A 21306-nucleotide genomic window follows, 5' to 3' on the forward strand; every position below is an offset into this window, starting at 1 on the left:
CTCCCGGAGTGCCCCATGAAGATCACCCGCAACACGCTCCCGACCACCCCCGGACCCGCCGACTGGTTCACCGGCACCGTCCTGATCGACACGGTCGCCACCCCGGAGGCGACGTCGACGGTCGCAGCCGCGAACGTCCACTTCACGCCGGGCGCGCGGACGGCGTGGCACACGCACCCGCACGGCCAGACGATCTGGGTGACCGAGGGCACCGGGCTGTGCCAGCGGGAGGGCGGGCCCGTCGAGGTCCTGCACCCCGGCGACCGCGTGTTCTTCGAGCCGGGCGAGGACCACTGGCACGGCGCCGCGCCGGACCGCTTCATGGTCCACGTCGCGATCCAGCAGGCCGACGCGGCGGGCGAGGCCGTCGTCTGGGGCCGGCACGTGACCGACGAGGAGTACGGCGCGGCGACCGCCGCCGCGTGAGCCCCGCGATGCCCGCCGGCCCCGACGCCTATTTCGTCCGCGTCGACGAGCGCAGCTTCCGCCCGACCGCGCTGACGGGCGGCGGCTGGTCGACCGACGAGCAGCACATCAGTCCGATGAACGGCCTCGTGGTGCACGAGGTCGAGCGGTTCGTCGCCGCCCGGGGCGACGACGGCCTGCAGATCGGGCGGATCGGCCTCGACATCCTCGGCGTCCTGCCGATCGACGTCTTCGAGGTCGCCGTCGAGGTGGTGCGGCCGGGACGCACGATCGAGCTGCTCGAGGTCGTCGTCACCTCGGGCGGCCGCGCGGCGCTGCGGGCACGGGTCTGGCGGATGGCCGTCGCCGACACCGCCGCGGCGGCCGGCGATGACGCCCGGCGCCTGCCCGGTCCGGACGGGCTGCCGACCGACGACCTGACGCGGACGTGGCCCGGCGGCTTCATCGGGTCGCTCGAGTTCCGGCCGGTGACCGAGCACGCCCCGGGCCGCCGCGCCGGGTGGATCACGAGCCACGTCCCGCTCGTGGACGGCGAGCCCGTCAGCGACCTCGCGCGCTTCGTCGGCTACGTCGACACGATGAACGGCATCGCCGTCCGGCGCTCCCCGGACGACTGGGCGTACCCGAACCTCGACCTGACGATCCACCTGGTCCGGCAGCCGGTCGGGACGTGGGTCGGGCTCGACGTGACCGTCGACCTCGGCACGGGCGGCCTGGGGCTCACGAGCGCGGCGGTGCACGACGAGCGCGGCCCGGTCGGTCGGGCGGCGCAGACGCTCACGGTCCGGCCGCGGGGCTGACGGGCCGCCGGCCGTGGCGGGTCGCCCCGCCGGACGCGGCGGGTCGCGGATCGCCGTGGGCCCGAGAGCGGTCGGACGGCACCAGCCCGAGAGCCGTCAGGCCGCGCCTGACGAGGACGGCACCGGAGCACCCGCCGCCTCCAGCGGGTCGACCACCTCGCGGAGCTCCCGGAGCCACGTCGGTACGTCACGGGCGTGGGGGACGAGCACGAACTTCGTCGCGCCGACGGCGAGGAACCGTTCCAGGAGCCGGCGCACGCCGTCGAGGCCGTGGCCGACGTGGTCCTCCGGGGCGACGTCCTTCTGCAGCTCGAGCAGGCGCCCGTGCCCCGGCGAGATCCCGTCGGGCTCGCGGACGGCGTGGATCGTCGCGCCGTAGTGGTCCTCGTCGATCGTCCGGCCGGCCTCAGCGGCGGCGGTGCGGATCGTGGCGATGCCGGCGCGGACCCGGTCCGGCCCGTCGGCGGACGCCAGCCAGCCGTCCGCGATCCGGCCGACGCGCCGCAGGCCGACGTCCGTCCGGGCGCCGAGCCACAGCTCCAGCCGCGGCCGCGCCGGACGCGGGGAGAGCCGCAGATCGGAGAACGACCAGAACCGCCCCTCGTGGGTCACGGGCTCTCCGGTCCACAACGCGCGGACGACGGCCACGGCCTCCTCCAACCGCGCCGCGCGCTCCTCGCGGGGCACGCCCATCGCCTGCCGCTCCCGGGCCCGCTGGAGTCCGAGCGCGGCGGTCGGCAGCAGACGGCCGCCGGAGAGCGCGTCGACCGCCGCGAGCTCCCGCGCCGCCGTCACGGGATTGCCGGCGGAGAGGACGAGGGCGTTGGTCCCGAGCTTCAGGCGTGCGGTGCGGCCGGCGACGGCGGCGAGCACCGGCAGCGGCGCGATCCCGCCGATCGGCGCGAGGTCCGGGAGCCAGAGGGAGTCCCATCCACCCGCCTCGAGCTCGTCGACGACGGGCCACAGCGACGCGAGGTCGCGCCCGGCCCACGTGACCCCGACCCGGACGCTGAGGCGTGGCTCCATGCGGGAGTCCTAGCACGCGGGGGAGCCCTCCCGGCACGCAGCGGCCGCCGGAAGGGACGCCGGACGGTCCGTCGAACGAGAGGGTCGTGGAGATCACGACGTTCTGGGTCCAGGGCCACGGGCTGCGGGAGTTCGTCGGTGCCGCCGACCCGGTCTCCCCGCGCTTCGAGGCGCTGACGAACGAGGCGGTGGGGATGGCGGCCACGATCGGCGGGGCGTGGGCGACCGTCGTCGTCGACGTCCCCGACGACCTGATCGTCGACGCGTTCGCCCGGATCGACCCCGTCGCCTGATCGCGGATCCGATGTCGAGAACCACGGGCGGGCTCCGCTCACCACACGACGGGCCGCGCGACGCGGGCCCGCGGCCCCGGAGGAGCACCCCCATGCCGAACGCCCCGATCCTCGTGCACGACGACCATGCCGACGCCTGACGCCACCCCGCGCCGACCGGGCGCCGGTGTCCTCGACGAGGGTGCCCTGCGCGCCCTGGTCCCGCGGGTCCTCGCCGGGATGGTGCGTCGCGGCGAGCGGTTCGACGCCGCCGAGGACGCGCTGCAGGAGGCCCTGATCGAGGCGCTCCGCGTGTGGCCCGCGTCGCCGCCCGACGACCCCCGTGCGTGGCTGACGACGGTGGCGACCCGCCGGCTCGTGGACGCCCGGCGCAGCGAGACCTCCCGCGCCCGCCGGGAGGAGACGACCTACGACCGGGCGCCCCACGTGGAGCTCGGCCGGTCGGACGACGCGGCCGAGGGCGACGACACGCTCTTCCTGCTCTTCTGCTGCTGCCACCCCGACCTCGCGCCCACGTCGCAGGTCGCGCTGACGCTGCGCGCCGTCGGTGGCCTCAGCACCCGCCAGATCGCGGACGCGTTCTACGTGCCGGAGGCGACGATGGCCCAGCGGATCAGCCGTGCCAAGCGGACGGTGGAGGGCCGGCGGCTGGACCGTCCGGGCGACCTCGCCGTCGTCCTGCGCGTGCTCTACCTCGTCTACACGACGGGCCACGCGGGCCGCACGGACCTCGCCGAGGAGGCGATCAGGCTGACCCGGCAGCTGGCCCTGGTCTCCGAGGAGCCCGAGGTCCGTGGCCTGCTCGCCCTGATGCTGCTCGGTCACGCGCGCCTCGCGGCGCGGTTCGACGCCGAGGGCCGGATCGTGCCGCTCGACCTCCAGGACCGCAGCCTCTGGGACACCCGGCGGATCGCGGAGGGCGTCCGCGTCCTGCAGTCGGTCTTGGCGGCCCAGACCGACGAGCGACCGCCCGGCCGGCACCAGATCGAGGCCGCGATCGCGGCGCTCCACGCCGACGCGGCGAACGCGGCGGAGACCGACTGGCCGCAGATCCTCGCGTGGTACGACGAGCTCGTCGGCCTGACCGCCCGGCCCGTGACGGACGATCCCTCGGCGGTGCTCGGACGGGCCGTCGCCGTCGGGCACGTCCTCGGTGCCGCGGCCGGCCTCCGCGAGACCGACCGCCTGCGTGAGACCTTCGGCGAGCGCCACCGGTGGCACGCCGTCCGCGGGTACCTCCACGAGCTCGGCGGGAACCTGCCGGCGGCGGCCGACGCGTACGCCGAGGGCGCGCGGCGGGCGACCGACGTGGCCGAGCGCGACCACCTCGTCCGCCAGGCGGCACGGGCGCGCGCGGGGCGCCCGGCGTAGCCGGTCCACGGGACCGACCGTCCCGGGGTGGGAGAGGACCCCAACGCCTCCGGACGCCCGTCCACCACGACCGCGCCGGGCGCGTATCGTCGGTCCATGGTCGCCCCGTCCGTCTCCTCCGAGCACCTGCGGCCGTCGGCGTCGCTCGACGCCGACCACCCGTCCGTCGTCGCGTTCGCGCAGGACGCCGTCGCCGGCGTCGAGGACGAGCGGGAGCGCGCGGTGGCGCTCTACCTCGCCGTCCGCGACGGCTTCCGGTACGACCCCTACGCGATCGACCAGACGCCCGCCGGGTTCCGCGCGAGCACGCTGGTCGCACGCGGGTCCGGGTACTGCGTGCCGAAGGCGACGCTCCTCGCGGCGAGCGCCCGCGCCGTCGGCATCCCGGCGCGCGTCGGGTACGCCGACGTGCGCAACCACCTGAGCAGTCCGCGGCTGGCCCGCATGCTGGGGGACACCGACGTCTTCGTCTTCCACGGCTACGCGCAGCTCCACGTGGAGGGTCGGTGGGTGAAGGCGACGCCGGCGTTCAACGCGTCGCTGTGCGAGAAGATCGGCATCGAGCCGCTCGCGTTCGACGGCCGCGAGGACTCGCTCTTCCAGCAGTTCGACCGCTCGGGCCGGCAGCACATGGAGTACGTCCAGGACCGCGGGACGTTCTCCGACGTCCCGGTCGACACCATCGTCGCGACCTGGCGCGCGGCGTACCCGCACTCGGCGTCGTGGCCCGACGGCTCGCCGGAGAGCGCCGCCGCGTTCGAGCGCGACGCCCACGGCGGTGGGTGAGCCGCTGCAGGTCCCCGCGACGTCGTCCCGTCCGTCCGTGCCGCCGACCTCCGACGAGCTGCGCCTGCTCGACCGCAACGCCTGGGTCGTCCCCCGTCCGCGGCTGACCGCCCGGATCGTCGAGCTGACCGAGCGCTTCGGCGTCGTCTGGGTGCTCGGGTCGGCCGGGGCGGGGAAGACCACGGCGGTGGCGGACGCCGTCGCCTCGACCGGCCGGGCGACCGCGTGGCTCACGCTCGACGCGACCGACACCGCACCCGGGCGCCTCCTCCTGCACCTCCAACGCGCGCTGTCGGGGGCGCTGCCCGGACTCCCGGCCGTCGCCGACGAGGCGCTGGCCGCGGACGTCCCGCACGTCGAGGTCGCCGGCCGCGTCTCCGCCGCCGTGGGCTCCGACCCGGTGACGCTCGTCCTCGACGAGGTCGAGCGGCTCGGGGACGCGGAGTCCGCGCGCGCGGTGCTCGCGTCGTTCCTCCGGGGCATCGGGCCCGCCGTGCAGGTCGTGCTGATCTCGCGCCGCGACGTCCCGCTCGCGCTCGGCAGCGCCCGCGCGGTCGGCGGGGTCGGGCGGGTCTCCGAACGCGACCTCGCCTTCAGCGTCCAGGAGGCGGCGGAGGTCCTCGCGCTGCTCGAACGCCCCGGCGACGACGCCGAGGAGGCCGTCCGCGCGACCGGCGGCTGGGTGGCCGGCGTCCTCTTCGAGGCGTGGCGCTCCCCGGAGCACACCCACGGCTCCGGCGGCGAGGCCGACGCGCTCAGCGGCTACCTGTCGCTCGAGATCATGCAGGGGCTGACGGCCGACCAGCAGTGGTTCCTGGAGGCCACGTCCGTCCTGCGGGAGGTCACGGCGCGGCGGGCCGGGCGGCTCGGGCAGGCCCGGGCGCCGGAGCTCCTCGCGGGTCTCCGGGAGCACCACATCCCGGTCTGGTTGTCGGCGGACGGCGCCGAGCTGCGCTGCCACCCGCGCTTCCGGGAGTACCTGCGGCGCCGGCTCGACGATCGCGGCGGACCGGAGGTCGAGGCGCTGCACGCCGCGCACGGACGGCTGCTGCTCGAGGAGGACGACCCGGAGGACGCGGTCGGCGCGTTCCTGCTCGCGGGCGACCTGGCGGCGGCGGAGGACGCCGGCGAGCGCGCGATGCCGGAGGTCCTGCGGCGCAGCGACGTCGACGTCGCCGAGGCGTGGCTCCGCGCGTTCCGGCGCGCGACGGTCCAGCGGTCGGAGGTCCTGACCCGGGCGGAGCTCGCCGTGGCGCTCGAGCGGGAGGCCTGGGCGGCCGGGGCGACGGCCGCGGACCGCCTGCTCGGCATGCTGCACGCCGAGGCCGCCGCGGGGCGTCTGGATCCGCTGCTCGCCGGCACGGTCGGGACCTGCATGGTCCACATGGGGCGCTTCGAGGACGCCGTCGCCGTCGTCGAGGGCGCGCGGCCCGGGCCCGCCCGCGAGGCCTGGCGGATCGCGTTGGGGATCGACGTCGTCGACCGGCCGGAGCACTACCGCGACCGGCCCCCGGACCGCGACGAGACCCTCGACGGGCTGCTCCACCGCATCGACTTCATGCACGGCCGCCTCGAGCGGCTCGTCGACGACCGGACCGCGCCGTGGGCCGCCGCGCGCTCCAGCCGGATCGCCGCGCTGCGCGCCGTCGGCCGCCACCACGAGGCGCTGGCCCTGATCGAGGCGTGGCCCGGCCGCGAGCGTTCACCGACGATGACGCGCGTCCTCGTCGACATCCTCGTCGACCTGGGCCGGCACGACGAGGCCGAGACCGCGCTGCGGGACGGACGCGACGTCGCAGCCCGCAGCTCGCCGTACTGCGTGTCGCTGCACCTGCTCTACCGGGCGATGCTCGCGCTGCGCGTGCACGGCGACGTGCCGGCCGCGCGGGCGCTGCTCGAGCGCGTCGAGGAGGACCCCGGCGCGCGGCGCCGCACCCGGGTGCTCGACCAGCTCGGGATCTGGCGCGGCCTCGCGGCGCTGCTCGACGGCGACGCGACGCTCGCCGCCACGCACCTGCGCGAGGCGCTCACCACGATGCTGCACTGGGATCGCCAGCTCTTCGTGCCCACCGCAGGGGTCTACCTCGCCGAGGCCGAATGGCGGCTCGGCGAGGAGGACGCCGCCGACGCGGCCATGGACCACGCGCTGGCGGCCGCGCGGATCCAGGGGTCCGACCACCTGCTCCTGCAGGCGCTGCACCAGTTCCCGGCCGTCCTGTCCCGCCGGGTCGACGCGGAGCAGGAGAGCGACACCGCGTGGCACGCGCTGGGGCGCGTGCTCGTGACGGACACGACGGCCTCCGCCTCCGCGCAGGCGTCCGGCACGCACCTCCGCGAGTACGGGGTCCCCGAGATCGTGCACGCGGGCGTCCGCGTCGACCCGCGCCTGAGCCGGTCGTTCGAGGTGCTGGCCCACCTCGCCGCCCATGACGGCCGGTCCTCGAAGGCCGTGCTGCTCGTCGACCTCTTCGGCGGCGGGACGGACGACCGCACCCGCGCGTACCTCCGCCAGGCGCTCAAGCGCCTGCGCGACGCGCTCCCCGTCGACTCGCCCCTGACGACCGACGGTCCCGACGTCACGTGGGCGGGCGGGCACCTGACCAGCGACTCCACGACGTTCGAACGGACGGCGCGCGAGGCGCTCCGGCTCCGGGGCCGGGCCCGCCTGGAGGCCGATCTCCGCGCCCTCGCCGTCACCGAGCGGGGGGAGTACCTGCCGGGTTCGACGACGGAGTGGGTCCAGGACCGCCGACGGGCCCTGCGGATCGCCGCGACCGACCTGCGCCTGGACGCCGCCGAGGTCGCCTTCGGGCTGGACGAGCTCGAGCGGGCGCGCCACCTGGTCGACGCCGTCCTGGAGGAGGACCCGTACCGCGAGAGCGCGTGGCGGCTGTCGATGCGGATCGCCGCGGCGATGGGGCACGACGACCGCGTGATCGCCCTCTTCATCGCCTGTCGCGACCGCCTGGCCGAGCTCCCCACCACGCCGGCGGCCTCTACGCAGCGGCTCCTCGACCAGCTGCGCCGCTGACCGATTTCGGTCGGATTTCGCCCGCCGCTGGATGGTGGGCACGTGATCACCGCAGCCGACTCCGAGTTCCACGAACGCGACCCGTCGATCGCCAACTGGGCTGAGACGATCGTCCTCATCTTCTCGGTCCCGGAGGCCGGGATCATGGGCAACGCCTACGTCCTGGCCCGGCCGAACCTGGGGGTGGCGGCCGCGTCGGTCATCGTCTTCCAGGGCTTCACGCCGAAGGCCCACCAGATCGACTTCTCCGACGCGCGGATGCACCAGCCGTGCCCCGAGTCGTTCCTCGACATGTCGTTCCCGGACATGGGCTACCGGGTGCAGACGCTCGACGCCCCACGCGACTTCCGGTTCTCCTACGACGACCCGCACGGCGCCTGCAGGTTCGACCTGACGTTCAAGGCGCTGCACGAGCCGTTCGACACCCACGACCCCGCGCAGAACCCGCTGATCGAGGCCGGCGGGACGGACATGGGGTACGGGGACGCCTGGGCCAACGGCCACCTCGACGTGATCGGGCACACCACCGGCACGCTGGAGCTCCGCGGCAAGGAGTACGTGGTCGACTGCTACGACGGCATGGACCGTTCGTGGGGCCCGCGCGAGGAGTGGGGCGGACGCGCCGTGACCTGGGTCCACGTGACCTACGGCGCCGAGTTCGGCCTGCACCTCGCCTTGACGATGCAGCGCGACGAGCGCGGGCACGTCGTCTACGACCAGCTGCGCTTCGGTTACCTGCACGAGAACGGCGAGGTCTTCGGGATCACCGAGGCCCACATGAGCGCCGAGCGCGTCGACATGGTCCCCGTCAGCAACCGCATCTGGTGCAAGGACACCCGCGGGAAGGAGCACGAGTTCCATGGGACCGCCGTCGCCGGATGCCCCTGGTACCAGTTCATCCCCGCCTACGTCTGCTTCCACACGCTGATGCGCTACGAGGACCGCCAGGGCCGCGTCGGCCACGCCGAACACGGGGACATCTTCGGCATGGACTGGCTCGGCGACCGCTACTCCAGCCACGCGCGCATCGGTGCGGGGGTGGCGGGATGAGCCGCTCCACGACGCTCGAGCCCTCGGTGGAGCGGACGCTCGACCGCAAGCGCGCCCGCCGCGGGGTCGTCCAGCACGAGGCGCCGGTCGTGTCCGTGATCGAGGAGCGGCTGCGCACGTTCCTCGCCGCCCGCATCAACGGCGAGCACGCGGTCTCGGACCTGCGGCGCATGGCCGGCGGTGCGTCGAAGGAGCAGTTCACCTTCACCCTGGAGTGGGAGGGGCGCCGCGAGAAGCTCGTGCTCCGCATGGACCCGCCCGCGTCGCTGGTCGAGACGCCGCGGCTGCGCGAGGTCGAGGTCCTGGGCGCGCTGCAGGGCACCCTGCCCACGCCGGTCGTCCACTTCGCCACCGACGACCCGGACGACCTCGGTGCCCCGGCGATGGTCTGCTCGTTCATCGACGGCGTCGTCGCGCCCGCCGACGCGCCGAAGACCGCGTCCGGGCTCGGCACCACCTACGGTCCGGCGCTCCGGCCGCGGCTGGCGGAGCAGTTCGTCGACCACCTCGCGGCGCTCCACCGGTTCGACTGGTCCGGCCACGAGCTGCCGTCGTTCCAGCGGCCGCGACCCGGGACGACGGACGCGATCGACTGGCGTCTCGCGCACTTCGACCGGATGTGGGCCGACGACGCGTTCGAGGCCCACCCGACGATCGCGCTGGTCCGCGAGTGGCTGTGGGAGCACCGGCCGGAGGTCGACCACGTCTCGATCGTCCACGGGGACTACCGCAACGGCAACTTCCTCTTCGACGAGGGCGACGCGCGGATCACCGCGATCCTCGACTGGGAGCTCACCTGCCTCGGCGACCGCCACCACGACCTCGCGTACGTGGTGATGAAGGACTGGGGCCAGGTCGACCCCGAGACCGGCACGTTCTACTGCTGCGCCCTGATGCCGCGCGAAGAGCTCTTCGCCCGCTACGAGGCCGCGTCCGGCCTGACGGTCGACCCCGCCCGCATCGACTACTACGTCGTGCTGAACCTGTACTGGGCCGCGGTCTGCACCATCGCGTGCGGCGTCCGGGCGGCCGCGGAGCGCATGACGCACCTGGACGTCCTGCAGAACATCGTCAGCGGCCTCGGCGTCGCGTTCATCCACGAGGCCGCGAGCCTCATCGAGGAGAGGTGAGGACGTGGTCCCCAACGTCGAGCAGCAGCTGAACGCGATCCGTCGCACGATCGAGAAGACCATCCAGCCGGCCCTCCCGGCCGACGAGGGCTTCGCCCAGGAGCAGGCCGGCCTCGTGCTCGCCTCGCTGGACTGGGTGATGGACGTCGTCGCCCACGAGCAGCGCTACGAGCAGATCGAGCACGCCGACACCCGCGCACTCCTGGAGGACCTCCTCGGCCTGGCCGGAACCACCGACGACGACGCCCGCGCGCTGCTCGAGCAGTCGGCCGAGCCGCCCGCCGACCTGCCGGCGCTGCGCGAGCAGACGGGGCGCCTGAAGGCCGCCACCGTGCGCCTGTTCGACGTCCTGGCGGCCGAGCCCGCGACCCGACCGGACGCCCGGCGGCTCCTCGCCGCGTCCTCTCGCCGGCAGATGGAGCGCGAGCGCTCGTGGACGCGCATGACAGGCTTCTCGGGCGACGTCCCGAACGTCGGCGAGGTGCTCGCGGCGCAGGCGGGCGGCTGACCGGCGGCCGGCGCGGGGGAGGACAGGGTTCGGACGACCCGGCGGCGCCGGACGCCGAACCGTCAGCGGTGCGGGAAGGCCACGCGCTCGACGGTGGCGCCGGGCACGGGACGGACGGTCGTGGAACCCGCCGCCGGACCGCCCCAGGTCAGGCTGGTCGGGGTCAGGTCGAGCGCCGCGTCGATGCCGGCGTGGGCGGGCAGCCTGCCGACCGGCCGGACGCCCGCGGCATCGGCGAGCCAGATGCGGCGGGGGAGAGCGTCCAGCGCCCGGGAGCGGCCGGGCTTCGCGCCACCGAGCCACGCGACGGCCCCCGGGAGCACTCGGACACTGGTCGGCGTGCCGACGAGTCGCGGCTCGTCGGGACCTGCGGGATCGCCGACGCCGCCCGTCACGGAGGTCGACGCGCCGGTCCGCAGGTCGGTGACCTCGCTCAGCACGGTCGTGCCGTAGTCCTCGTTCGTGTCGGCCTCGACGAGCACCCCGGCGGTCGAGATCGCGTCGACCGGGACTCCACCGGTGTTCTCCATGTACTTCGTGCCGAGCCCGGGCGTCGCGTGGACGTGGACGTAGTCACCGACGCGGGGGTCGCAGAGGAGCGACTGCGCCCAGTACGTCACGGCGCCGGGCTCGGTGATGCTCGCGCCGGGCACGTGGACGAGCGACCGGCCGGCGATCGGGCTGACCGTCGCCCCGACGGGGGTGGGGCAGCGGCCGGGCGTGGTGGGGCCATACCGCAGGACCGTCGCGCTGGGTCCGAGGATCACGTGCCGATCGTCGACGATGCGGACGTCCCAGCCGGGATCGCGCACGCGCGCCCGCGGCGGCAGGACGAGCCGCCGTGCGGCACGACCCGCCGGCCACAGCCACACGGCCGCACGCCCGGCGACGGGCAGGCTCCACGCGGCGGTGCCGTCGGGCACGACGAGGATCCGGCCGTTGATCGCGTCCGCCCGGGCGAGCGTCGGCACCGCGGTCGTGCGGACCGCGACCACGCGGCCGTGGTCGATGCGGCCGACCGAGAGCGTCCCCGGCCGGCCGGCCCGCCAGACCCGCCACGCGATCCGGTCGCCGTTCACGCTGACCCCGCCGATGCGACCGCGGGGATCCGGGCGGCGGATGGTCGCGAGCCGCTTGCGGCGGTCGCAGAGCTCCAGCCGCACGACCCGGTCGCCCCGGCGGACGCTGCGGAGCGCCGCCCGGTGCGTCGTGGCCCCGTCGTCGACGAGCAGCCCGCGACCGCTCGCCAGCCCGGCGACCGCGACGGTCGACCCCTCGCCCCACTCGCCGTCGTTCCCGTACGTCTCCGGCCTGGTGATCGGGTCGCCGTCGGGGTCGTCGCTCGGCAGCCAGGTCCCGAGCGTCGCGACGACCCCTGGGCTCCCGGGCGAGCACGGACGACCGGCTGCGTGCGCCGCGGGTGCTCCGGCGAACCCCAGCAGCCCGATCCCGAGGACGACCCCGAGTCCGGGCCGGAGACCGGGGGAGCGGCCTCTTCGGGTTCCGGTCGACACCACGCGCATGTTCGCTACAACCGGCGAGAGGGCGGATAGGATCGCTCCGGCGGCGCGAAGCGTGGGAGAGAGGTGCAGGACATGGCGGTGATTCGTGGTGGTCGTCGGTTCGCGGTCTGCGCCGCCGTCGCGTCCGGGGTGCTCGGCGCGCCGGCCGGTGCCGCGGCCCAGGGTCAGGCTCCGGTGCGCTCCGCGGTCGTGACGTCCGGGGCGGATACGGTCGTCGCGGTGACGGGGTCCGGGACGTTCCGGTTCGCCGGCGACGACGGGGCGCCACCGGCCGTGGTGGTCGCCGACGGGGTGGCTCCGCCGCAGACGGCCGGGGTCCTGTCGGTGCAGCCGCGCGCGACCGTCCACGTGGAGTACAGCGCGCCGGTCACCGTCCTCGCGTCCTCGGCGATCGCCCGGACGGCGCCGTCGGGACCGGGTGCGTCGTTGGCCGTCGTCCAGACCTCCGCGACCGGAGCCGAAATCACGATGCCGTCGGTGACCGTCCCGCCGCTTCACACCGTCTCGGTCTCGACGCGCTGGGAGTCCGGGTCGTGGTCCGGCACGCAGCACGACGCGTTCGCGATCGCGCTCCCGCAACGCCCGGTCGTGCCGCCGGCGGGTCCGGGTGTCGACTCCGGTCGTGGCGCGACACCGAAGCTGCGGACGATGATCGCCGTCCCGTCCAGCACGCGGTGCGTGCGTTCGTCGCTCCGCGTCCCGGTCCGGGAGCGCTGGCGGTCGCGGGTGCGCCGGATCTCGATCACGGTGCGCGGGCGGACGGCGAGCCGCGACCCGCGTCGGTTGCGGAAGGACGCGGTGCGGTACCGCGGCTGCGGATGAGCCGGACGCTCAGCGACCTGCGCGCAGCGTCACCCGGAGGAGCCCCTCTCCGTTCCAGGTTTCCATAAGACTGATTATCGAGCGCACACGTTTCGAGAGGGGCGAGGGGGCTGCCGGCCTCGGGACGCGCATGATCCTTCGGGATCAGGAATGCGCGTCTCAGACCCGCCAGCCGAGCTTGCGGCCGACGGCGTGTGGAACGACATCGGGATGAGGTCGAAACGACATCAGACCGAGGCAGTTAACGACACCGGACCAAGACAGTCGACGACGCCGACTGAGGCAGTTCGCGACACGGAGTGAGGCAGTTGGCGTCACGCCGTGGTGCAGTCCGCGACGTCGTCGCTATCGCTTGCTTCCGCGCAGTCGGGAACGTCGTTCGTTGCGAGCGGTCGTTCGGCGCTGGCGTGTGCGTTCGGGATCGGTTCCGAACGGTGCCCGCGTGACGAGCCGGGTCGCCGAGTGATCCATGCTGACGCCGGTTCGGGTCAGAACCAGCGGGTTTGTAGGCGGGGTCCGACGTATACGCCGGTACGTGCCTTGAGGTGCTCTTCGAACCACCCGACGAGCAGGTACCTCCGGCGATGCTCGTCCCACACGGCCAGGTCGTGTTCGAGCAGCCACCTGAGACCTTCGGACTCGGGTGCTTTCCCGTTTGGCCTGTCGTACGGCGTCGCTCGCGAGTGCTCGTCGCGGAGCCTGCGCGCGTGAAGCGCTGCGCTCAGGGGCATCGAGTCCGAGGTGCAGATGGCGCGCAGTCGGCGGCGCTCTTCGATCTCGACCGGCATCTCGGATTCGGCTGTAGCGAGCTGGATGTAGGCGGCGGCAGGCCGGATGGCGTCGATGACCGGGGCGAGGTCGGCATATTCGAGGTGTGCGGGTCGGCCTGCGTTCGTGGCGGAGACCATTTCGAACGCTGATCGATCTGGTGGCTGCCCGGTGGCGGTCCGGCGGCGTGCTCTGGCGATGCGAGACCTTTGCGGACCTCGTATGGCCAGGGCGGCGCGGGCGTGCCACTGCAGCCAGGGTGGGATGTCGATGAGTTCGCCGGAGCTGGGGATGAACTGCGTTCCGTCGTCCGCCAGCTCGATGGGTCCGCGCTCGCGGGCTGCGGGTGCCCAGGACGCCCGCATACGGGCGTAGATGTCGAGCACTGCCTGCTGCGGGTCGGCTTCCTGGTCGTAGAGCGTACCGTCGGCAACGGGGCCCTCGAGCGCGTCGCGTTTGAGCGTGCGCATGGTCGCGGCGATCGTCTTGGGGCTGGTCACGAGTAGGCCGTCGGCCATGAACACGTCCTCCTCGAACGCGCGCAGCAGGATGGAGAGATCGGCGGCGGAGTCGGAGATGAGCGCGATCCGTGCGACGGCCGCGAGGACGTGGCGACGCTCGTAGGGTGGTCGGCCGAGCATGCTCTGGATCACGGGCCAGAGCGCCTCGTAGGTCCCGTGGAGATCGAGGATCGAGCGATACGTCTGGGTCCGGGTCGGGGTGTTCGCGATCGTCGTGCGGGCGAGCGGGTACGGCGGCAGGATCGGGGTCCCCCACTCCCCGGTCGGGTCGTGCCCGAGCAGCAGATCGTCCCCAGCCGGTGACGGGACCGTGTCGTGCCATGGTCGGGTGAGGAACGTGGCCCAGGACCACGAATGTCCGGGGACCATGTCGAGTGGAGCGTTCTGGCCGAGCGGTGCTACGAGCCATACGTTGACGGTGTTGGTGGCCAGCTCGGTGAGCCACCGGATGCCCGCCGTGGTGAGGCGTGCGGCGCCGTAGACGATCAGCTGGCAGTGCGGCCGGGCGGTGCTGAGCCATGCCGCCGACCACGCTTGCAGCTTGGTGCTGGGGGTGTCGACGTTGGCGGGTCGTCCGAGGGCCCAGAGGATGTCGTCGGCGAGCGGTCCGGTGCCGCCGGCGGCTTGGACGTGGGTGACGATCACGCCGCAGGTCGGGGCGTGTAGGGCGTTTACCTTGTCGGCGGCGTCGAGGTCGTCGGGGTCTTCCACGACGCGCCGGAGCATCACGTGCCGGGCCAGTCGATGCCGTGCCAGAGCAGCAGGGCGGGGACCTCGGCCATCGTCACGGGCTTGCTGTTCTCCTTGCGGGTGGTGGTCGCGGTGACGGTGATCGACGCCCAGTTGCCGGCCATGCCTTGCGCGAAGTGGCTGTCGATGACGTCGATCACCCTTTGTTCGGTCTTCCAGACCGCGTGGTACTTCGGCAGCAGGGTGCGGACCTCGTCGAGGTTGAGGTACCGGAAGGCCGTGTGTCGGTAGACGCGTCGTCGGAGGTGCGGTTCGGCGCCGATCCTGGCCCAGCATCCCTCGCCGCCGGCGAGGATCAGGCAGAAGTCTGATTCGCGGTGCTCGTAGAGGTACCGGAGGTGGTCCAGGCACCGGCGGTCCATGCGTTGCGCTTCGTCGACGATCACGATCTTCGGGGTGCGCAGCGCCTCGATCAGCGGTCGGACCTTCTTGTGCTTGCTCGCGCGTTTGCCGCCCTCGTCGCCGGTGAGCTCGAACAGCATCTGTTCGGTGATCGACAGCATCGTCGGGTCCTCTTCGGGTTCGAAGCGCAGGACCGGGCGGTCGAACTCGGGTTGGACCGTGTCGAGGAGGAAGGTCTTGCCGGAGCCGGGCGGCCCGGTGATCGCGCAGATCGCCTGGCGCGCGACGGTCTGGTGGAGGCTCTCGCGTCCGATCACCCAGAACGGGGTGCGCAGCAGTGTCGCGCCTTGCAGGTCGAGGAAGTGCTTGCCGTTGGGGCCGTCGCCCGGTGCGCTCATGCCGCGTCCCGCTCATCGGTGGTGGGCGGTTCGGTGTCGGGGTCGTCGAGGTCGGTCCGGAGCTGCAGGTGGTTGAGCAGGTCCATCACGTTCTGCGGGACGCCGCTGGTCTCGCGGGCGGCCTCGGCACCGGTGATGACGGTGCTGTTCTCCGCGCGCTGGCGGTCGGTGCTCGCTCGTGTCTGTGCCCGGGCGAGGCGGCGGGCGGCGGCGAGGTCCTTTCTCTGACGTTTGAGGTGCTCGCGCCGGACGCGGAGGACCTCCTCGACCTGTTCGGGGCTGGCCGGGTCGGAGAGGCGGGCGGTGCACCAGTGCCTGTCGCCGCGGTAGATCTCGAGCTGCCGCTGGTCGTCCTGGGCGTAGCGGACCTCGATCTTCGTGCCGAGGTTCCCTTCGAACTCCGGGGCGTAGTAGTGGCGGCCCGCGAACCGGACGCCGTACTCGACGATCGTGCGGCGGACCTTGCTCAGCAGGTATCGGCGAAGGACGGCGTCCGGGACGCGTCGTTCCGGGGTGGCGTCCTCGGCGTAGACCTCGTTCGGGGTGCTGCCCTGGAGGCTTCGGTGGCCCCGGTTCTCGTATTGCTCGTGGGTCTGGAAGAAGAGTTCCTCGAACCTGGGCAGCGGGATGACGGGTGGGGCGCCCAAGAGCGGTTTGCCTCTGATGTTCACCGCCGGCGTCGGTGTGGTGCCGCAGGCGTGCGTCAGCATCCGGTTGAGCGTCTGGTGGAACCGTTCGACCTTGCCCTTGTGGTGCGGGTGGTACGCGAGCGTGGCCATCGCGACGTATCCGAGCTCGGCGGCGTGCTCGGTCACCGAGCGGGCGAGGAACTCGCGGCCTTGGTCGAAGATCAGCGCGCGTGGGGTGCCGCACCGGCGGATCGCCATCCCGAGGGCGGCGAGCACATGCCCTTGGTTGGGACGGAGCGAGATCGAGACGCCGACCGCGCGACGGCTGTACCCGTCGATGATCACGGTCATCCACGGCTTGACCGGGATCGTGCCGCGCGGTGGGAGGACGTCGACGTCCAGCTGCTTGTGGTCGGCCAGCCAGACCTCGTTGCGGTCGGCGTCCTCGACCGCGACGACCAGCCGCTTTCCGCGGGCCGCGGCGTGGCCCTTCTCTGCCAGAGCCCGCTCGTCGGCGGTGAAGTCCAGGTCACGGGTGCGCTGCATCGTGCGGACCGACGGCAGCACCTCGTCGGGGTGCTCCGTGCTCAGCAGTTCGCGGGCGTACGTCACGTCGCCCGCGGCGCGGTAGTAGGCCGCGCGTGCCGTCCCTTCCCATCGCCAGCGCGACCGGTCCGCGGCGGCGGGAACGCCTTGGGCGACGTAGCGCTGCAGCGTCGAGCGTGGGACGCCGAGCGCTGCACCGATCTCGTTCAGCCATCCGCGCGGCACGGTGCCGGCGTGCGCGTGCCGCGCGGCCCGCATCCGGTCGACAGCGAACTCGATCGTCGCGCGATCCGCTCGGGCGCTCACGACGCCGATCCGTCCCGTCCGTCGATCGAGAACGTCGTAGCGGTCCGAAGCCCCACCACCCGGACCCCTGCGAACCGGTCACCGAACGCCAGGCGCCCTGCCGCCGCGTGGGCTTCGGCCCGCGAGGCGAACGTGTTGGCGTGCATCCGACCGGTCTGCAGGTCGTCGGCGAGCAGATCGCCGTCGGGGAGTCTCCAGAGCAGCCCGAACCGCACTTCGGCGTGGGTCTCCTCGAGGGAGTGCAGCTGCGCGCCGGCCGGGAAGTGATCGGCGAAGTACGACGCGACGAGCGTGGTGACCGCTCCCAGTGCGGCCTGATGGCCGCTGGAGGACCGGCGGGCGGTGCGTCGCGTGCTCGCGATCTCCGTGATCAGATCGAGCGACGGCTGCGCACTTCTCACCGAGCACAGCGCCACGACTCGTCGTGTCGCCACACAGACGGTCGAGGCCGACGACACCAGCGCAGCGAGCTCCTCAGACAGTTCCGAGTCGTCCGCCCCGACGCGGTGAAGCGACAGACGCGTACCCGGTGTCTCGCCCGGTTTGGGCGAGAGATCCGGTCGGTCGATGGCGCGGAGGTCCGGTAGATCAGGGGTGCAGGTCACGCCTTCAGAGGTAGCCGTCCCGAGCCGGACATCACAAGCCCTGCGAGCGGCTGGCGATCAGTTCACGGCGCACCCGCGTTCAGAGTTGAAGCGGTGCGCGGAGGTCCTGCGGAATTTCGCCGTACCGCGGGCGGACATACGGCGAGCACTTCGCGAGCACCTCTGAGACATCGTCGCTATAGACGAAGTCGCTCGGCGTTCGGTGCCCCTCGCTGCGATAGAGGTTCCAGAAGTACTGCACGCGCCACCCGATCTGGTCGCCGGCCTCCTGGATCGACTCGACCCGAACGACGACATCGTGCTCCCGGGCGAACCGCCGAAGCGACGCTACGAAGGACAGGTGTTCGCTCGCGTAGTCCTCGCCCCTGATGCAGTCCACCGGCAGACCGGAGGCGATCGTGTGCATGTCGTGGCGCTGTCCCTCCCACAGCCGCCGCGGCTTCGGTGTCGCAAGACGAGGCATCACTAAGAAGCCTAGCCCTCGACGTCGAGAAGAACCACACGATCCCTCGCAGATGATCGTTGGGTGCTCGTCGAGTGCTTGCGGTTTGCTCGTAGCGTGTCCGTGCGTGTTCCGACAGAACCGACTGGTATCCGCTCGTCTTTAGCTTCGTGCACGCGATAGTGCAAGTAGCGATACGTGCTGTTATTGCTACTGGAGGACCTCTAGGCTTCACGCATGGCTGACGCCGAGACGACCCCGGATCTGGACGTCGAGGTCGTCGACGCACTGCCGACCGTCGTTCCGTCACACCTCCCCGGCGAGCTGCAGGACCTACTCGACGCCGCCCGCGAGTACGCCGACGCCGCAACCGCACCGAACACCGTCAAGGCGTACCAGTCCGACTGGCGCGGCTTCACCGCCTGGTGCGCCCAGCACCGCCTGCAGCCACTGCCGGCCGACTCGATGACCGTCGCGCTGTACCTGACCGCGATGGCCAAGAACGGCCGCAAGGTCACCACGATCCGCCGGCACACCGCCGCGATCGCCCGCGCACACCGCGACAACGGCCTCCCCAACCCGATGTGGGACCCCACCGCAGCGCTGGTCCTCGAGGGCATCGCCCGCACGCACCGCTCCGCGCCGAAGAAGAAGGTCGCGCTGTTGCGCGACCCGATGGTGCAGCTCATCGACCGGATCGAGACCGACACCCCGGCCGGGCTCCGCGACCGCGCGCTCCTCCTGCTCGGCTTCGCGCTCGGCCTGCGCCGCTCCGAGCTCGTGCAGATCCTGATCGAGGACCTCTCCCCCAACGCCGACGGCCTCACCATCCGCCTGGCGACCTCGAAGACCGACCAGACCGGGCACGGCCACGAGTTCCTTCTCCCCTACGCCGAGCCCGGCCGCCCGTGCCCCGTCCGCGCGATCCGCGCCTGGCTGGACCACACCGGCCTCACCCATGGCCCCCTGATCCGACGCCTCCACCGCAACGGCATCCCCGGCGAAGCGCTCTCCCCGCAGTCCGTCGCGCTGATCGTCAAGCGCCGCGCCAAGGCCGCCGGCCTGAACCCCGCCGACTTCGCCGGCCACAGCCTCCGGGCCGGGTTCGCGACCCAGGCCTCCCGCGACGGGCACCGCACCGAGCAGATCACCGACGTCACCCGACATCGCGACCGCCGCACGCTCGACGGGTACGTCCGGGCCGGCAAGGGCGCCGAGGACGTCGCCCGCGTGCTCTGAGCTTCCCGACCACCACGGACCCGTGGTTGCGGACGTGGAACCGGTCCACTGGCGTCACGTCGTGCTCCCCCAGGTCCGTTCTCGACGTCTCGGCGTTCAGCGGATCGCTCGTGTGCACGATCATCGAGCCGGTCTTGCCGAAGACATCCACTCGTCAGGCGTACCCCTCCGCGGTGCGCTCCACCCGGATCCTGTCAGCCACTGCGTAACGCGGTGGCCCAATGCAGGACCATGCACCATGCTCTCGATCCCCGGCTCCCCCCGACCTCTCCTGATGGCCGTCCTGTCCGCGGGGGCGCTGGCGTCGTGCGGCGCCGAGTCGTCGGACCCGGCCGGGCCGGCGAGCACGACCGCGCCGACGTCCGTCGCAGGCTCGCCCGGCTCCTCGTGCCCGGACATCCCGGTTCCGGGCCACCGGGCGACCCGCGTGCGGGTCGTCGGCGTCACCTGCGCGGTCGCCGTCACCGTCGCCAATGATGCGGAGGGACGGGGGCGCGCCGCATACGCCTCCGCGGGTCTGTCCTGCACGCCGTCCGACGCCACCGCCGGCGACACCGACTACGCCTGCACCGACGGGGAACGTCGGCTGACCTTCCGCTACGGGGCGCGCTGACGCCGACGGTCCGACAGACTCGGCGTCCGAGTGTTCGAACCATTGCTCCCCCGCCGACGTAGGACCCCCGATGCGATCCGACGAGCACCTGCTGCGGGATCTGGGGACGCGGCGCGCCGAGTCTGCAGCGCGGGCGCTCTACCGGGGCTACCAGCGGGAGCTGTTCGGGTTCGTGGCGCACCGCCTCGGTGATCGGGCGCTCGCGGAGGAGGTCGTCCAGGACGTCTTCACCCGGGTCTGGCGCAGCGCCGCGAGCTACGACGAATCACGGGCCACCGTTCGGACGTGGATCTACGGGATAACGCGCAACGCGATCGTCGACGCCGAGCGCCGTCGCGGCCGTCGTCCTCCAGCCGCGCGGTACGCCCAGGACGACGACCAGGGTGGCATCGACGAACCGATCGAGCGGACCCTGCTGCGGTGGCAGGTCGGGGATGCGTTGGCGCGGCTGACGCCCGAGCACCGAGAGGTCCTGCGCCTCGGGCATCTCGGGGGTCTCTCGGTCGCCGAGATCGCTGAGGCCTTGGGCGTGGCGCCCGGAACGGTGAAGAGTCGGACGTACTACGCGATGAAGAACCTGCGCCTGGTCCTCGAAGAGATGGAGATCACGTCATGAACGATCACGACGAGCTGCGCGTGAGCCTCGGGTCGTTCGTGCTGGGCAACCTCGACCTCGACGATCGGGAGCGCGTCGAGGAGCACCTGCGAACGTGCGAGCACTGCAGGGCCGAGCTCGAGCTGCTCCGGCCGCTCACAGGTCTCTTGGACCTGGCGCGCGCCACCGCCGTCGACCCGGTGGAGGCGTCCCCGCTCCTGGAGCAGCGCGTGCTCGACGACCGTCGGCGTGCCGTCGGCGTGGATCGACATCCGACCGGACGTCGAGCTGCTCGCGACCCACGGCGGTGGGGGTCGGATCGACGGCGGCTGGTGGTCGCTTCCGCCGGTGCGCTCCTCGGTGTCCTGGGCACCGTCGGGATCATGGCTGCGGCCGGCGCGTTCGACGGCGCCTCGCCCGCCACGACGACGGTGGCCCTTCGGCCGGTCACCGCGGCAGGTGGTCCGACGGCGAGTGACGCGGCGACCGCCCGGATCGTCGCGACCGGTTCCGGGTCGCGGGTCGCTCTGGATGCCTCGTTGCCGCCGACGACCGGACGTCAGGTCTACGAGGTGTGGTTCGTCAGCCCGAGGGGGCGGGTCAGCGCGGGGACGTTCCGCGTCGGCCCCGCCGGACGGGCGACCGCCGAGCTCGGCGTCGCCGCCGGGCGAGGCGGGTTCGGGAAGATCGGGATCACGAGGGAGCCCGACGCCGACGATCCCACGCGCAACGGCGAGACCGTCGTCAGCGGCGCGCTGCCCGACTGATCCTGGACGGCAGGTCTTG

Annotated in this window: 21 protein-coding genes; 14 read left to right on the plus strand and 7 right to left on the minus strand. The window is 73.0% G+C overall.

Going from position 1 to position 21306, the window contains the following annotated elements:
* Positions 1 to 15 precede the first annotated feature (15 nt).
* Both PATMI_RS0118910 and PATMI_RS0118915 read left to right on the plus strand, forming a co-directional pair.
* Positions 16 to 426, plus strand: coding sequence for a (R)-mandelonitrile lyase (locus PATMI_RS0118910; RefSeq protein ID WP_026912006.1), 411 nt, complete (start codon positions 16 to 18; stop codon positions 424 to 426).
* Positions 423 to 1226: a thioesterase family protein gene (locus PATMI_RS0118915; protein WP_026912007.1), complete on the plus strand. Its 804-nt coding sequence runs from the start codon at positions 423 to 425 to the stop codon at positions 1224 to 1226. The genes PATMI_RS0118910 and PATMI_RS0118915 overlap by 4 nt, the downstream gene beginning before the upstream one ends.
* Before the next feature lie 96 nt (positions 1227 to 1322).
* On the opposite strand, the gene PATMI_RS31625 is transcribed toward PATMI_RS0118915, so the two are convergent.
* Positions 1323 to 2252, minus strand: coding sequence for an LLM class flavin-dependent oxidoreductase (locus tag PATMI_RS31625; protein ID WP_051472034.1), 930 nt, complete (start codon positions 2250 to 2252; stop codon positions 1323 to 1325).
* Between the two features lie 86 nt (positions 2253 to 2338).
* Between PATMI_RS31625 and PATMI_RS0118925 the strand changes: the two genes are divergently transcribed.
* The 7 genes from PATMI_RS0118925 to PATMI_RS0118955 all read left to right on the plus strand — a co-directional run bounded on the left by PATMI_RS0118925 (position 2339) and on the right by PATMI_RS0118955 (position 10421).
* On the plus strand, positions 2339 to 2545 hold the full coding sequence (locus tag PATMI_RS0118925) for a hypothetical protein (RefSeq protein ID WP_026912008.1): 207 nt from the start codon (positions 2339 to 2341) through the stop codon (positions 2543 to 2545).
* Between the two features lie 126 nt (positions 2546 to 2671).
* Positions 2672 to 3916, plus strand: coding sequence for an RNA polymerase sigma factor (locus PATMI_RS0118930; RefSeq protein WP_026912009.1), 1245 nt, complete (start codon positions 2672 to 2674; stop codon positions 3914 to 3916).
* 96 nt (positions 3917 to 4012) lie between these two features.
* The gene (locus tag PATMI_RS0118935; RefSeq protein WP_026912010.1) at positions 4013 to 4702 is read left to right on the plus strand and encodes a transglutaminase-like domain-containing protein; all 690 of its coding nucleotides are present in this window, start codon (positions 4013 to 4015) and stop codon (positions 4700 to 4702) included.
* Between the two features lie 37 nt (positions 4703 to 4739).
* Positions 4740 to 7733 (plus strand): AfsR/SARP family transcriptional regulator, encoded by a 2994-nt coding sequence (locus PATMI_RS0118940; protein WP_157260855.1) that lies wholly within the window; start codon positions 4740 to 4742, stop codon positions 7731 to 7733.
* A gap of 42 nt (positions 7734 to 7775) precedes the next feature.
* A complete protein-coding gene (locus PATMI_RS0118945) occupies positions 7776 to 8783 on the plus strand; it encodes a DUF7064 domain-containing protein (protein WP_026912012.1) in 1008 nt (335 codons plus the stop codon).
* Positions 8780 to 9913 carry a phosphotransferase family protein gene (locus PATMI_RS0118950; protein WP_157260856.1) on the plus strand — a complete coding sequence of 378 codons (1134 nt, stop codon included), beginning with the start codon at positions 8780 to 8782 and terminating at the stop codon, positions 9911 to 9913. The genes PATMI_RS0118945 and PATMI_RS0118950 overlap by 4 nt, the downstream gene beginning before the upstream one ends.
* Before the next feature lie 4 nt (positions 9914 to 9917).
* Positions 9918 to 10421, plus strand: a complete 504-nt coding sequence (locus PATMI_RS0118955) for a hypothetical protein (protein WP_026912014.1) — start codon at positions 9918 to 9920, stop codon at positions 10419 to 10421.
* A 62-nt stretch (positions 10422 to 10483) separates the two neighbouring features.
* Here the strand turns inward: PATMI_RS0118955 and PATMI_RS0118960 are convergent, their stop codons facing one another.
* Positions 10484 to 11935 (minus strand): hypothetical protein, encoded by a 1452-nt coding sequence (locus tag PATMI_RS0118960; protein ID WP_157260857.1) that lies wholly within the window; start codon positions 11933 to 11935, stop codon positions 10484 to 10486.
* A gap of 228 nt (positions 11936 to 12163) precedes the next feature.
* On the opposite strand from PATMI_RS0118960, the gene PATMI_RS0118965 reads away from it, so the two are divergent.
* Positions 12164 to 12766 (plus strand): hypothetical protein, encoded by a 603-nt coding sequence (locus PATMI_RS0118965; protein WP_169738394.1) that lies wholly within the window; start codon positions 12164 to 12166, stop codon positions 12764 to 12766.
* Between the two features lie 488 nt (positions 12767 to 13254).
* Here PATMI_RS0118965 and PATMI_RS0118970 read toward each other — a convergent pair whose 3' ends face one another.
* The 5 genes from PATMI_RS0118970 to PATMI_RS0118990 all read right to left on the minus strand — a co-directional run bounded on the left by PATMI_RS0118970 (position 13255) and on the right by PATMI_RS0118990 (position 18037).
* Positions 13255 to 14766 carry a hypothetical protein gene (locus PATMI_RS0118970; protein ID WP_157260859.1) on the minus strand — a complete coding sequence of 504 codons (1512 nt, stop codon included), beginning with the start codon at positions 14764 to 14766 and terminating at the stop codon, positions 13255 to 13257.
* A 14-nt stretch (positions 14767 to 14780) separates the two neighbouring features.
* The gene (locus PATMI_RS0118975) at positions 14781 to 15545 is read right to left on the minus strand and encodes an ATP-binding protein (RefSeq protein ID WP_026912018.1); all 765 of its coding nucleotides are present in this window, start codon (positions 15543 to 15545) and stop codon (positions 14781 to 14783) included.
* Positions 15542 to 17026 (minus strand): DDE-type integrase/transposase/recombinase, encoded by a 1485-nt coding sequence (locus PATMI_RS0118980; RefSeq protein WP_026912019.1) that lies wholly within the window; start codon positions 17024 to 17026, stop codon positions 15542 to 15544. Before PATMI_RS0118980 ends, PATMI_RS0118975 begins: the two co-directional genes overlap by 4 nt.
* Positions 17023 to 17631: a hypothetical protein gene (locus tag PATMI_RS0118985; protein ID WP_157260860.1), complete on the minus strand. Its 609-nt coding sequence runs from the start codon at positions 17629 to 17631 to the stop codon at positions 17023 to 17025. Before PATMI_RS0118985 ends, PATMI_RS0118980 begins: the two co-directional genes overlap by 4 nt.
* A gap of 79 nt (positions 17632 to 17710) precedes the next feature.
* Complete coding sequence (locus PATMI_RS0118990) at positions 17711 to 18037, minus strand: hypothetical protein (protein WP_157260861.1); 327 nt, start codon at positions 18035 to 18037, stop codon at positions 17711 to 17713.
* 273 nt (positions 18038 to 18310) lie between these two features.
* Between PATMI_RS0118990 and PATMI_RS31630 the strand changes: the two genes are divergently transcribed.
* From PATMI_RS31630 to PATMI_RS0119010, 4 genes are all read left to right on the plus strand, one after another.
* Complete coding sequence (locus PATMI_RS31630; RefSeq protein ID WP_051472036.1) at positions 18311 to 19312, plus strand: site-specific integrase; 1002 nt, start codon at positions 18311 to 18313, stop codon at positions 19310 to 19312.
* 238 nt (positions 19313 to 19550) lie between these two features.
* The gene (locus PATMI_RS0119000) at positions 19551 to 19925 is read left to right on the plus strand and encodes a hypothetical protein (RefSeq protein WP_026912022.1); all 375 of its coding nucleotides are present in this window, start codon (positions 19551 to 19553) and stop codon (positions 19923 to 19925) included.
* Between the two features lie 70 nt (positions 19926 to 19995).
* On the plus strand, positions 19996 to 20541 hold the full coding sequence (locus PATMI_RS0119005; RefSeq protein WP_026912023.1) for a sigma-70 family RNA polymerase sigma factor: 546 nt from the start codon (positions 19996 to 19998) through the stop codon (positions 20539 to 20541).
* Positions 20538 to 21287 (plus strand): anti-sigma factor, encoded by a 750-nt coding sequence (locus PATMI_RS0119010; RefSeq protein ID WP_026912024.1) that lies wholly within the window; start codon positions 20538 to 20540, stop codon positions 21285 to 21287. The genes PATMI_RS0119005 and PATMI_RS0119010 overlap by 4 nt, the downstream gene beginning before the upstream one ends.
* Positions 21288 to 21306 lie beyond the last annotated feature (19 nt).

This window comes from Patulibacter minatonensis DSM 18081, assembly GCF_000519325.1.
GTDB classification, from domain to species: Bacteria; Actinomycetota; Thermoleophilia; order Solirubrobacterales; family Solirubrobacteraceae; genus Patulibacter; species Patulibacter minatonensis.